The sequence below is a fragment of the Clostridium sp. genome (assembly GCF_036642255.1).
GTDB lineage: Bacteria > Bacillota > Clostridia > Clostridiales > Clostridiaceae > Clostridium_J.
Map to the genome: position 1 here is coordinate 1 of NZ_JAVWDJ010000066.1, position 12607 is coordinate 12607.

Here is a 12607-nt window from a genome sequence, read left to right on the forward strand (position 1 = left end):
TCCGGGGTTCGATCCCCCGGTGAGCCACCAAAGCACTTCAAAAGAAGTGCTTTTTGTTTTTTGAAACAATATAAATTAGAGTGCCCTTATTTTGCAATAAAGAACACTCCAATGCATATAAAAATAGTTCCAATTATGGAGTTTTTAGTTATACTTTCTTCAAGAATAAAATAACCAAAGATTGGGGCTAGAACATAGCTAAAACTTTGAAGAGGGTAAACCTTTGATAGACTAAATCTTTTTAATATATAGAACCAATAAAAAGTAGATATGACATATACAAACATACCTAAACTAATATACTTATTAGAAATTAAATTTAAAACATCCCTCAATCCATTAAACCTTACCTTATCTAAACCAATTTTCCATAAGATTTGACCTGTAACTAGTAAAAAACAATTAAAAAACACTAGTATTACTGGTTTAATATTAATCACTCCCTCATTTTTTTCTTAAACTTCTTTAATTCCAAGTTAGTTATCCCTAATTCCTGAATAAGAGTTTTTACTTTATTAATATTTTTTGATAGTGCTACAGTAAGAATAAACAAGTTAACTAACACGAAAAAATTAATTACTAAAAATAAAGTATTTACAGGATCATAAATGTGAAGAATTTCAGAAATAACATTCAGTATCTCAGGGAATGTTGATAATAAAATAAATATTAAACTAGTACTAATCCATATAAATGAATGTCTTAAATCAAGGGTATTTATTTTTATCATTTTTAATATAAAAACAAAAAAAAGTGTGGATGATATGATGAATATAAGTTGCAAAGAATGATTCATAATTACCTCCTAAAAAACATATGAAGTATAAGATGATTATTCATTTGGTATCAGGCATAGTGCTAGAGAGACTTTAATCATGTAGTATATAGATTTCTTTAGGGTTATTGATGACTTGCCAAAACTTCTTTCGTTCATTATCACAGGTATTTCACTTATTTTAAATCCTCTTTTCTTAACCCTAACTAAACTCTCAGGTTCAGGGAAATCTTGAGGATAACTATTGGCAAATAGTGCTATTACATTTTTATTACATGCCCTAAATCCAGAAGTTGGATCTGTAATTAGCTCACCACAAATGAGCTTTATCAATTTAGAAAAGTAACGAATTCCAATCCTTCTTAAAGTAGTAGATTGAAATCCTACTTTATTGATATATCTAGATCCAATACATAAATCTACTCCACTTTCGATCATATCAATTAAATCTTTCAGATAATAACAATCATGTTGACCATCACCATCTACTTGAATTGCGATATCATAGTTATTTTCATAAGCGTATTTATAACCTGTTTGGACGGCACCACCAATACCTAAATTAATAGGGAGGTCAACCTTTATAACTTCCTCGTGGAATTCAATATTTTTTGTATTATCTGTAGAACAATCATTAACTATTAAAACATCACAATTAGATAAGTTTTTCCTAATATTATGTAATAAGCTTTTCAGACTTCTTTCTTCATTAAAAGCAGGAATTATTACTAATATTCTCATAGAGTAAATCTCCTTTATAGACATAAGTTTTTGTTATTATATATAATTACCAAATTTTCATATTTTATCTTGATAATTTAGCTAATATTAATTGAATCAGTAAATTTGAATATAAAATAATAGATTTGTTTTCATTTTCAATAAAGTGTCTATAATAAATAAGAAAGTTATGTACACATGAGTTAAGGAGTAATTTAATGAATAAAAGATATAACAAGACCTCATGGAGAAAAATAGTTCTATACATCGTAGCTATAATTTTAGTATGGTTAATTTACCTGATTGCATACTATCCAGCAATAATGAGTAGTGATTCATTAAGCCAGTGGAATCAATCAGTTAAGAACTCATATTGGGACGGTCATCCAGTAATTCATACCTTGTTTAATAAGCTGATAACTTCAATATATCACTCTCCTGCAGCTATAGCCTTATCACAAATAGTGATCACTGCTCTAATTATTGGATTTGGATTACATTCTTTTGAAAAACATGGAATAAAGCAAATATACTTATTATTAACTACATTATTTTTTATGATTGTCCCTACTTTCGGATTTATGAGTATTATACTTTGGAAAGATATTTTGTTTAGTGCCTTTCTCTTGTTATATACAATTATTATTATAAATATTGTATATACTAAGGGGGACTATCTAATATCATCAAAAAATAAAGTATTTATTATTTTTATATCATCAATTATTTGTTTGTTCAGACATAATGGATTAATCATATTTATTGGAACCAATATGATTTTATTATTGTGCTATAGAGTTAAACTTAGGGATAATTTAATTGTTTTAATTTCAACTCTTATAATATATTTCCTAGTAAAGGGGCCATTTTATAATTATTTAAATGTGTCAAGGGATACATCAAACGAAGCTCTTGCAATACCTACACAACAAATTGCGTATGTTATTAGAAGTAATGGAAATCTTGAAGAAAGTGAAGCTGCTTATTTTAATTCAATATTACCTCTAGAAGAATGGAAAAAGAGTTATAATATGTTTTCTGTGGACCCCATCAAAATGCATAAGGATTTTAATAAAGAAGTTATTATTAATGATGTAGGCAAGTTTTTAAGAACATGGATAAGTGTAGTAAGAAAAAATCCTGGGCTATCTTACAACGCTTATATAAATCAAATTAATATAATATGGAATTATAATAGTGTTGTTAATATAGCTCACATGAGAATAATAGAGAATGATTTAGGTCTAAAAAATGTAGTATTAAACGAGAAAGTTTCTAATTTGGTAAAAGAATTATTTAGCAAAACAATTGGGACGAAACTAGCATGGATTCTTTGGAAACCAGCAATATATATGTATTTAAGCATGGTATTTATTGTTGTTGCTACTTTAAGATATAAAAAATCAATAATTATTATTGCACCTATGTTACTAAATATATTTACATATTTAATTGCTATACCAGCTCCAGAATTTAGATATTTTTATAGCAACCTATTAATATTTCCATTCATTTTTTTAACAGCCTCAGTAAATTTCATAAATAAAGATAACCAAGTATTTTACAATTATAAGTAGTATAAAATAAGATAAATGTTAATGATAACTTAACGTACTTCTTTACTGATTAAAAAATAAAACTATAATTATTTAATTAGTATAAATATAAATCATGAAATCCATCTTAAATATAAGGGATGTTTAAGATGGATTATTAACAGTCTTGAATAACTGGTGGATAAAAGTATATGGATTTAAAACAAGTGTGGATAAATTTCCACTTCAATATTATAATTACATTATTAATCTACAGGTGGAGTTGATTGACTATGAATTTTTCTAAAAGCACTAGAATTGTAGAATTTGTGAGAAGACCAAATAGGTTTCAGGGATATGTTATTGTTGATGGAAAAGAGGAACTTGTACATGTTCCTAATACAGGGAGATGTAGAGAAATATTAATTCCAGGATCCAAGGTTCTTTTAAGAGAAGAAAGTGGAGAACATAGAAAGACAAGGTTTAGTTTAATAGCAGGCTATAAAGGAACTAAGTTAATTAACATAGATTCACTAGTTCCTAATAAAGTAGTTGAGGAAGCATTATTGTTAAGAAAAATACCAGAGTTAAGAAAATATGATACTATTTTGAGAGAAAAAACTTATGGCAATAGCAGATTTGATTTTAAGTTAACAAATGGGACTGGGGAAGAATACTATTTAGAAGTTAAGGGAGTAACCCTTGAAAAAAATAAAAAAACAATGTTTCCAGATGCACCTACAGAAAGAGGAAGGAAGCACCTTTTAGAATTAGTTGAAGTAAAGAACTCTGGAAGAGGTGCAGGAGTAATATTTCTAATACAAATGGATGATGTAGAAAGTTTTACTCCCCATGATGAAATGGATAGTGCCTTTGGAGACGCATTAAGATTTGCATATGCTAGCGGAGTTGATGTTTTTGCTTATGAATGCGAAGTGGGAGAAACCTTTATAAATTTAACTAAGAAAGTTGAAGTTATTTTATAAATATATGTAAGTTAATTTTATTAAATTTGCAACTAAAGTTTAATTTCATAAAATGAATAGATTAACTTATAACAAGATATTTATGTTTTTATCTCCAAAATATTAAAGTTCTTTAAATATAATTAATAAGGTTAAGACAATAAAATTCACTATTATAATATCTTATAGATTAATTAATTACTATTTAAAAACAAAAATTCTAATTATTTATTTTTATGATATTATATTAGTGTAACAAAATTAAAAACTTATTTCCTGGAAGCATAATATTTCCTTATGATAAAAGCTCGACAATTGAAGTCGAGCTTTTATTATTTTCATTAAGTTCCCTTACATAAATTGAATATATTTAATGAATTTCAAATAAGTTTAAGTATAATATAAATCTTATTATACAAATACATTCTAATGCAGTAATAAAATTTCAATAATTGAGTATTTCATAAGTTTTATTAGTAAATATTATATGATTCATATTAAAATATTTAATATATAATATAATTAAGTAGGAAATAAACATAAGAAATGAGGAGATTTTTTGAAATTTAAGTTTTGCCCAATGTGTGGGAGAGAATTAGTCGATAAATATAGCTGGGATGAGGGTGGAGTTCCTTATTGTGAAAATGATGATATAATGTATTTTGATACTCCAAAACCTTGTATAGTTGTAGCTGTGTTAAAAGGAAATGAGATACTTCTACTTAAGCAAAGTTATATTTTTAAAAACTCAAAGGTACTAGTATCAGGATATGTTACAGTAGGAGAAACTTTAGAAGAAACTGTATTTAGAGAAGTTAAAGAAGAAACAGGAATAACTATTGGAGATATAGAGTATTTAGGAAGTCAATGTATAAAGTCTAAGGAACTACTTATGATTACTTTTATGGCAAAGTATATTGAGGGAGAGATTCAAAAATCCTCTGAGGTAGAATGGGTAGAATGGGGTAGTTTACAAAATGCAATATGCGAAATGACAGAAGATGAAGTAGGAAAAAATATTGTTAAAAGAGTCCTAGAAAAGCTTAGAGAGCAGTAAAAAATAAACATATGAAAATTAAAGACTTAACTTTACTTTTAAAAAATTAAATCATTTGTTAAGTTTGCATAGTTAAGCTTTTCTAAGAAAGGTTTTCTGCAAAAACAAAATACATTTTTATAATGATTTAGAAACTACTAATTGTTTAATATTAAAAAGGCAAGCTCATATATGAACTTGCCTATTTTAATCTTTTTAAATGAATTTCAAGATCTTTATTATTTTTATAACAGATGGTAGCATCGTCTACCATCATTCCAACTAATGAAAGCTCGCTATCTAAGTCATCATCACCAGTAAGCTCCCAATAATATTCTTCAATATCATGCCTTCTTGGGATACTTAGTAAAGTTTCCATATTATCCACAAACTCTTTTTCTAGATTCTCTATGACGCATAAGAAGTTAAAATTAATAATATTTTCGTTGATATAATAATCTATGTGTACATCTTTACATCCAATCTTAAGTAAATAATTCATAATTTCACTTACTATTTTTATATTTCTTTGACGCAAGTGTCTCATTTTTTAAACTTCCTTTCTAAAGGCAGTGATTAATGGAACTAATATCATACAAATGATACCACCCGAAAACCCATTGTTATATAAAATTAATCCTCCATGCAAGTAACCAATATTCATAACCAAGCAGGTATGAAGAAAGCCTGATATTATTCCTATAGGCCATCCAAAGCTACCAGATAGTGGTGCTAAAGTAGTGCTAAATAAAATACTTAGCAGCATGTTTGGTGAGTTAACAGGCCATATATTTAGAAATGAACACAATAAAGCTCCAATCATAATAGGAATAACATTTCTCAAGTGCTTTCCAAAGGCCCCAAATCCTGTAATTGTAAGTATTCCGCCAAGAGTTGGTCCATTTAAATCCCCGTTAATTAGTAAAACTATAAGAGTTGAAAATAGACCTAATAAACCCATATTTATTAGCGTTACACCGTTACCAAAAATCATATAGTAGTCACTAATTAGTCTACCAGAATGACTATAGACTTTAAATAAGTTTTTAAAGCTTTTATCATTTAATAAATAGCCTATAATAATTAGTATTAAAAATAGTGAAATAAATAATACTGAAAAAAACAAGTTATTATTTGAGGACCAAATTAACCTAGTGCTAAAATCTATTCCAAAGGCCCTAAGGACTGACATTAAAAGTGTTCCTAATAATCCAGCTGCAAATCCAATATTATAAAGATTATAACCTTGATGAACTTTTAAAGTATATGAGGCCATGGGAGGTAGTAAAAAACCTATAAATATGGTTACGCATAATCCAGATATCGAAGATATAAATATGGGGACATTTTCAGTTATAATTAACTGAGTTACTGTAGGTGATAAGGTTGTACCAAATAGTGCTATAATGATATAGTTAGAAAATGGTTCTTTTTGATATTTAGAGTAAAGCCATATGCCAAAGATTATTGGCCAGATATTTGCAATGTTTTTGCCAAATAGAGAAAACCCTGCAACTGTGAAGAGAGCAGCAACAATTGAACCTGTAGGTTTGATTTTAAGATAAGTTAATAATACAATATAACTTAATAAAACTAAGGAGGAGTTAATAAAAGTAGCTCCAATTCCACCGAGCTCAATATAGTCAGTGATAAGTATATCAGAATTTAATACAATATTTTTTAATCCTAATAATATATCTTGAACACTATCTACGAACAACCCAAGTACAATGAGTATTAAGCTATAACAAGCTATAAAAAGATAGGGAAGGGGGAGTTTAAAATTATTAATCATGATTACCTCCTCAAAAATAAAGCTTACTTTATTATGTTGTTATCGAATAAATACTAATATATAATCAAAGTTAATGGAATAATAAGCAAGTTATATATTCTTTATAGTTTTATAGGGATATTTTTTCGAATTTAATATATGTGGAAATAAGGATACTAAGGATGGGGAATATCCTATTCTTTTGAAATGTCGTTAAATTAATATTGATAATTTTCTAATTTTATTATAATAATAAAATTAGAATTTAACTACAATTATTTTAATTTTAAGAGGAGAAATTTATGAGAAAGCAAATACCAGAGTTTAAAGGCTTATTAAGAAGTCATATGATAGAACTTCCAACATCCATTAGAGATGCAAGTGGAATTATTATTTTTGGTAAAAGACTGAAGTCTTTTGTTTTTACAACGGATGTAGCAGTTATTAGAAATACAAATGCTGATGCAGTTATTGCAGTATATCCATTTACACCTCAACCAATTATCACAGAAGCTCTCATATTAGCTTCAGATGTGCCACTATTTTGTGGAGTGGGTGGAGCTATTACTACAGGTAGGAGAGTTATAAACTTAGCATTAGATGCGGAGTTTAAGGGTGCCATGGGGGTAGTTGTTAATTCATCGACTCCTAATGAAGTTATAAAAGAGATGAGAGAGACTATAGATATACCTATAATTGTAACTGTAGTTTCAGAATTTGAAGATATCGAAGCTAGAATAGAAGCAGGAGCTACAATTTTAAATGTTTCAGGATCAAAAAGAACAACAGAAATAGTTAGAAAAATTCGTGAAAAACATCCTGATTTTCCGATTTTAGCAACTGGAGGACCTAATGAGGAGACAATAAAGGCTACTATTGAAGCGGGCGCCAATGCTATTACATATACACCTCAAAATACAGGAGAAATTTTAAATGAAATTATGATTGGGCATAGAAAGAGATATGCTCAGGAAAAAAACCAATTAAGTATAGATGAAAGGGATGAGTAAACACACAAAGGCAACTAATTCTGTAAATGGGAAAGCGTGAACTAATTACACAAGAAGATGGTGTGAAAAGCCATTGTTATACACAAAGCAGAGAGGAGAAGTCATGACTATAGTAGTATACAACTGTAAGAAGTGTCCTGAAAATATAGCATCAAAATGTGATGGGAAAGTAGAAAATTGCATGTGTAGAAGATGCCCAAGAAATTTAGGACAATGTCTTATAACAAAGTATTGTAAAGAAACAGAATCAGTGTTGGATTTCCAATAAGGATTATTATCAATGTAAAGGGTAAGTAAAGAAACCGTTTCTATTGAGATATGTATAAATATTAGATTAGTAAATACTTGGTATTAAATGCATTTAAATTAAAAAGTTATTGAATATTTTTATTAATAAATTACAACAATAGCAATAGGAACGAATATTTGGCTCAAAGTACTATGATTAATTGATGTACACTTTATTTAATATTGAATTTATTTTTGCATAAAAACTATATATGTAAAGAAAAATAAACATATGTAATCGCTGATTTGTAAAAGTTTAGATAAAATTACAAAGCGATAAAATGTTTATAGGAGGACGTATATGGTTTCTAATGAAATAAAGATGAGAGTAGCTCCAAACTGCTCTTGCTACAACAATAGAAATTGTTTTTCTATGATGAGTATGCGAGAATCTAGCGAAAGTTGTAACTCTTGCAAGAATTTTGTTGGTGGTAAGTGTGATAAGGATTTAATCGATGAAGTGTATAGTAGAATAAGACTTAATTAATAGTTTTTGAGTATTTACGTAATATTACTCAATATTTACAAATATTTCAGTACTTAAACTTGAGAATTTAATACATAAGTGTTAAAATGGAAATGGTTTTGGACTTCAAGACTAAAACATAAAAATATTGGTAAATCAAATAAAACTTGGAGGTTGAATTATGCATAAAAAATTATTTATACCAGGACCAGTAGATGTGGCTCCAGATGTATTAGAAAAAATGGCTACACCACAGATAGGACACAGAGGTAAGGAAGCTTCTAGAATCCAAAAACAAATCAGTGAATACATGAAAGTTATTTTCGGTACTAAAGAGGAAATATTACTTTCAACTACTTCAGGAAGTGGATTAATGGAAGGTGCTGTTCGTTCATGTACTGCTAAAAGAGCTGCTATATTCGCAGTAGGTGCTTTTGGTAAGAGATGGTATGAGATGGCAGTTGCTAATAATGTTCCAGCTGACTTATTTGAAGTTGAATGGGGTACTCCTACAACTCCAGAGCAAGTGGAAGAAGTATTATCAACAGGAAAATATGACTTAATAACAGTGACTCACAATGAAACTTCATCTGGTTTAATGAACCCACTTGATGAAATATCTAAAGTGGTTAAAAAGTATCCAGAAGTAGTATTCTGTTTAGATACAGTAAGTTCAGCAGGTGGTACAGAGCTAAAAGTTGATGAGTGGGGAGTAGACATTTGTATAACTTCAACTCAAAAATCTATAGGACTTCCAGCTGGAATGTCTATGTGTTCTTTCTCTAAAAAAGCAATAGAAAGAGCTAAACAAGTTCCATACAGAGGAATATACTTAGACCTTTTAGGATTATATGAGTATATCCAAAAGAAAGATTACCAATATCCATCAACTCCTTCATTAGCTCACATGTTCGCTTTAGAATATCAACTTGATAAGATAATCAACAAAGAAGGATTAGAAAACAGATTTGCAAGACATATAGCTGGTGGAGAAGTAGTTAGAGCTTGGGCTAGAAAATACTTCGAAATTTTACCAGAAGATAAATATATGTCAAATACATTAACTAATATAAAAAATACTAGAAACATAGATGTTGCTGCTCTTAATAAAGCATTAGGAGAAAGAGGATATCAAATTTCTAATGGTTATGGTAAGTTAAAAGACAAGACTTTCAGAATAGCTCATATGGCTGAAAGAACTGTAGAAGAAATAGAAGAATTATTAAAAGTAATCAATGAAATATTAGGACTTGAATAATTATTGGAACATAGGATTAAGAAGGGCAAGTACCCTTCTTAATCTAAGTTTTAACGATGTTATGAAGAAAAGTGTCTCTTATAATATTTTCAGTTGAATGCTTTTCTTTTTATAGCGATAATTAGTAGTTTTAGTTAAAGTAAAAAAATATAAGTGTATTTACAAGCTTATAAGAAAACAATTACATTATTGAAGTGGGAGGATTACAATGATAAGAGTATTAGTTACTGATGGAATGGAAGCTAGCGGAATACAAGCGCTACAAGAAAAAGGATTTGAAGTTGTAGAGAAATTTTACGAGCCAGAAGAATTAGGTGCAGCATTACAAGAATTCGATGTGGTAGTTGTAAGAAGTGCTACAAAGGTTAGACAACCAATAATAGATAAGGCAGCAGAGGCTGGAAGATTAAAGTTAGTTATCCGTGGTGGAGTTGGAGTAGATAATATAGATGTAGCTTATGCTACTGAAAAAGGAATAAAAGTTATGAATACTCCAAATGCAAGTAGTGCATCAGTTGCAGAACTTGCTCTAGCTCATATGTTTGCAGTTGCAAGATTCATAAATATCTCTAACGTTTCAATGAGACAAGGAAAATGGGATAAGAAAAAATACGAAGGAACTGAAATCGGAGGAAAAACTCTTGGTTTAGTTGGATTCGGAAGAATTTCTAGAGAACTTGCAAGAATGGGTAAAGCACTTGGAATGAAAGTTATATACACTGATATAATGGGTAAAATGGAAGGATATGAGGAGTTTAAATTCTGTTCATTAGAAGAATTATTACCACAAGCTGACTACATATCATTACACATTCCATTTATAAAAGAGCAAGGAGCTACAATTGGTAAAGCTCAATTTGATATGATGAAAGATGGAGCTATATTAATCAACTGTGCTAGAGGCGGAGTTGTTGATGAAGCTGCATTAATTGAAGCATTAAACAGTGGAAAATTAGCAGGAGCTGGAGTTGACGTATTCGTTGAAGAGCCAACTAAAAATGAAGAGCTAGTTAATCACCCTAAAGTATCAGTAACACCACATATTGGAGCTGCTACAGTTGAAGCTCAAACAAGAATAGGTGAAGAGATAGTTAGCATAATTGCAGATTTCTTCAAATAATAAGATTTAAAAAATATAAATTACAAATGAATATATCATCATGAGATTTAAACCTTGTGATGATATATATATAATAAATTTAATTAAATTTAGGAGGAACAAAGATGGCAGTAGTTAGACCTTTTAAAGCTATAAGACCAACAAAAGAGCTAGTAGACAAAGTAGCAGCTCTTCCTTATGATGTTATGAATACTCAAGAAGCAAAAGAAATGGTAAAAGGAAATCCATATTCTTTCTTACATGTTGATAAAGCACAAATTGATTTAGATCCAAGTGTAAATCAATATGACAAATTAGTTTATGAAACAGCTAGAAAAACTCTTGATAATATGAGAACTGAAGGAACATATATCCAAGACAATGAACCAAAGATGTATGTTTACAGACAAATCATGGACGGAAGAGTACAAACTGGTATAGTTGGATGTACTTCAATAGATGAGTACATGAATAATATAATAAAAAAACATGAACATACTAGAGCAGAAAAAGAGCAGGATAGAATCAACCATGTTGACTACTGTAATGCAAACACAGGTCCAATATTCTTAACATACAAAAATGTAGGAGAAATTGATGAGATAGTTGCAGAGTGGACTAAAAAAGAGCCAGAATACAACTTTGTATCAGAAGATGGAATTTCTCATATTGTTTGGGTGATAGAAGACAAAAACACTGTAGAAAGACTAGAAGAATTGTTTAAGGGTGTACAATACCTTTATATAGCAGATGGTCACCACAGAGCAGCATCAGCTGTAAAAGTTGGTAAAATGAGAAGAGAAGAAAATCCAAACTACACTGGAGAAGAAGAATTCAATTTCTTCCTATCAGTTATATTCCCAGCAGATGATTTATATGTAATGGATTATAACAGAGTAGTTCAAGACTTAAATGGAAATTCCTCAGAAGAATTTATGAATAAGGTTTCAGAGAAATTTACAGTTGAGAAATATAATGGTGAGGGACAATACAAACCAGAAGCTAAAGGTAACTTTGGAATGTACTTAGATGAAGTTTGGTATAAGCTTACTGCAAAAGAAGGAACTTTTGATCCTAAAGATCCAGTTAAGAGCTTAGACGTATCTATACTTCAAGAAAATCTTTTAAGACCAATATTAGCTATTGAAGATCCAAGAACTAGTAATAGAATAGACTTCATAGGTGGAATAAGAGGTCTTGGAGAGCTTGAGAGAAGAGTTAAAGAGGGAATGAAAGTTGCATTCTCAATGTACCCAACAAGTATAGTTGAACTTATGAACATTGCAGATGCAGGCGAAGTTATGCCTCCTAAATCAACTTGGTTTGAGCCAAAATTAAGAAGTGGAATATTCGTTCACGAATTAAGCTAAGGCATAGTTCAGATAACACATAAAAAAAAGACTGTCTAATGACAGTCTTTTTTGTTATGCTTTATGAGCAAAAGAAACTTTAATATGTGAATAAGTATACTTCCATATCAAGCTAATTAAGGAAACTTGTATTGGAAACATAATAGCGCTCTTTATAAGTCTAGGATATATAAGAACACTAGCTGCCTTTCCAGTTATCATTGTAAGCCACCAAGTATTCAATCCTAAATCAACAATTAGGGTGACTAGTAGTACAGAAATAGCTACTCTAAGTATTGTATTTGGTTTCTTATAAAGAACTAATCCATATA

13 protein-coding genes and 1 pseudogene are annotated in these 12607 nt (G+C 29.3%); 9 read left to right on the top strand and 5 right to left on the bottom strand.

Features of this window, described 5'->3' with window-relative positions; all coding sequences use genetic code 11:
• Nucleotides 1-86: 86 nt before the first annotated feature.
• On the bottom strand, nt 87-440 hold the full coding sequence (locus RR409_RS19430; protein WP_332559438.1) for an EamA family transporter: 354 nt from the start codon (nt 438-440) through the stop codon (nt 87-89).
• A gap of 392 nt (nt 441-832) precedes the next feature.
• Complete coding sequence (locus tag RR409_RS19435) at nt 833-1516, bottom strand: glycosyltransferase family 2 protein (protein ID WP_332559439.1); 684 nt, start codon at nt 1514-1516, stop codon at nt 833-835.
• Between the two features lie 197 nt (nt 1517-1713).
• Here RR409_RS19435 and RR409_RS19440 point away from each other — a divergent pair, with 197 nt between their 5' ends.
• The 3 genes from RR409_RS19440 (at nt 1714) to RR409_RS19450 (ending at nt 5052) form a co-directional block, all read left to right on the top strand.
• Nucleotides 1714-3072, top strand: a complete 1359-nt coding sequence (locus RR409_RS19440) for a DUF6020 family protein (protein WP_332559440.1) — start codon at nt 1714-1716, stop codon at nt 3070-3072.
• A gap of 251 nt (nt 3073-3323) precedes the next feature.
• Nucleotides 3324-4016, top strand: a complete 693-nt coding sequence (gene sfsA, locus RR409_RS19445; RefSeq protein WP_332559441.1) for a DNA/RNA nuclease SfsA — start codon at nt 3324-3326, stop codon at nt 4014-4016.
• A 538-nt stretch (nt 4017-4554) separates the two neighbouring features.
• Nucleotides 4555-5052: an NUDIX domain-containing protein gene (locus RR409_RS19450; RefSeq protein WP_332559442.1), complete on the top strand. Its 498-nt coding sequence runs from the start codon at nt 4555-4557 to the stop codon at nt 5050-5052.
• Nucleotides 5053-5233: 181 nt separating this feature from the next.
• Here the strand turns inward: RR409_RS19450 and RR409_RS19455 are convergent, their stop codons facing one another.
• Both RR409_RS19455 and RR409_RS19460 read right to left on the bottom strand, forming a co-directional pair.
• Complete coding sequence (locus RR409_RS19455) at nt 5234-5578, bottom strand: hypothetical protein (RefSeq protein WP_332559443.1); 345 nt, start codon at nt 5576-5578, stop codon at nt 5234-5236.
• A 3-nt stretch (nt 5579-5581) separates the two neighbouring features.
• On the bottom strand, nt 5582-6826 hold the full coding sequence (locus RR409_RS19460; protein ID WP_332559444.1) for a DUF1576 domain-containing protein: 1245 nt from the start codon (nt 6824-6826) through the stop codon (nt 5582-5584).
• Between the two features lie 281 nt (nt 6827-7107).
• Between RR409_RS19460 and RR409_RS19465 the strand changes: the two genes are divergently transcribed.
• The 6 genes from RR409_RS19465 (at nt 7108) to RR409_RS19490 (ending at nt 12296) form a co-directional block, all read left to right on the top strand.
• Nucleotides 7108-7815, top strand: coding sequence for a hydrolase (locus RR409_RS19465; RefSeq protein ID WP_332559445.1), 708 nt, complete (start codon nt 7108-7110; stop codon nt 7813-7815).
• A 103-nt stretch (nt 7816-7918) separates the two neighbouring features.
• Nucleotides 7919-8083 carry a hypothetical protein gene (locus tag RR409_RS19470; RefSeq protein ID WP_332559446.1) on the top strand — a complete coding sequence of 55 codons (165 nt, stop codon included), beginning with the start codon at nt 7919-7921 and terminating at the stop codon, nt 8081-8083.
• A gap of 321 nt (nt 8084-8404) precedes the next feature.
• Nucleotides 8405-8590: a hypothetical protein gene (locus tag RR409_RS19475; RefSeq protein ID WP_332559447.1), complete on the top strand. Its 186-nt coding sequence runs from the start codon at nt 8405-8407 to the stop codon at nt 8588-8590.
• Between the two features lie 160 nt (nt 8591-8750).
• Nucleotides 8751-9827 carry an alanine--glyoxylate aminotransferase family protein gene (locus RR409_RS19480; RefSeq protein WP_332559448.1) on the top strand — a complete coding sequence of 359 codons (1077 nt, stop codon included), beginning with the start codon at nt 8751-8753 and terminating at the stop codon, nt 9825-9827.
• Nucleotides 9828-10035: 208 nt separating this feature from the next.
• On the top strand, nt 10036-10947 hold the full coding sequence (locus RR409_RS19485; protein ID WP_332559449.1) for a D-2-hydroxyacid dehydrogenase: 912 nt from the start codon (nt 10036-10038) through the stop codon (nt 10945-10947).
• 104 nt (nt 10948-11051) lie between these two features.
• Complete coding sequence (locus RR409_RS19490) at nt 11052-12296, top strand: DUF1015 family protein (RefSeq protein ID WP_332559450.1); 1245 nt, start codon at nt 11052-11054, stop codon at nt 12294-12296.
• Between the two features lie 54 nt (nt 12297-12350).
• Here RR409_RS19490 and RR409_RS19495 read toward each other — a convergent pair.
• A pseudogene (locus RR409_RS19495) lies at nt 12351-12607 on the bottom strand (folate transporter); the annotation flags it as partial.

Coding starts and splice junctions, on each gene's coding strand:
- RR409_RS19465 (WP_332559445.1), top strand. CDS start 7,108: ATGAGAAAGCAAATACCAGAGTTTAAAGGCTTATTAAGAAGTCATATG.
- RR409_RS19455 (WP_332559443.1), bottom strand. CDS start 5,578: ATGAGACACTTGCGTCAAAGAAATATAAAAATAGTAAGTGAAATTATG.
- RR409_RS19470 (WP_332559446.1), top strand. CDS start 7,919: ATGACTATAGTAGTATACAACTGTAAGAAGTGTCCTGAAAATATAGCA.
- RR409_RS19490 (WP_332559450.1), top strand. CDS start 11,052: ATGGCAGTAGTTAGACCTTTTAAAGCTATAAGACCAACAAAAGAGCTA.
- RR409_RS19480 (WP_332559448.1), top strand. CDS start 8,751: ATGCATAAAAAATTATTTATACCAGGACCAGTAGATGTGGCTCCAGAT.
- sfsA (WP_332559441.1), top strand. CDS start 3,324: ATGAATTTTTCTAAAAGCACTAGAATTGTAGAATTTGTGAGAAGACCA.
- RR409_RS19485 (WP_332559449.1), top strand. CDS start 10,036: ATGATAAGAGTATTAGTTACTGATGGAATGGAAGCTAGCGGAATACAA.
- RR409_RS19435 (WP_332559439.1), bottom strand. CDS start 1,516: ATGAGAATATTAGTAATAATTCCTGCTTTTAATGAAGAAAGAAGTCTG.
- RR409_RS19440 (WP_332559440.1), top strand. CDS start 1,714: ATGAATAAAAGATATAACAAGACCTCATGGAGAAAAATAGTTCTATAC.
- RR409_RS19475 (WP_332559447.1), top strand. CDS start 8,405: ATGGTTTCTAATGAAATAAAGATGAGAGTAGCTCCAAACTGCTCTTGC.
- RR409_RS19460 (WP_332559444.1), bottom strand. CDS start 6,826: ATGATTAATAATTTTAAACTCCCCCTTCCCTATCTTTTTATAGCTTGT.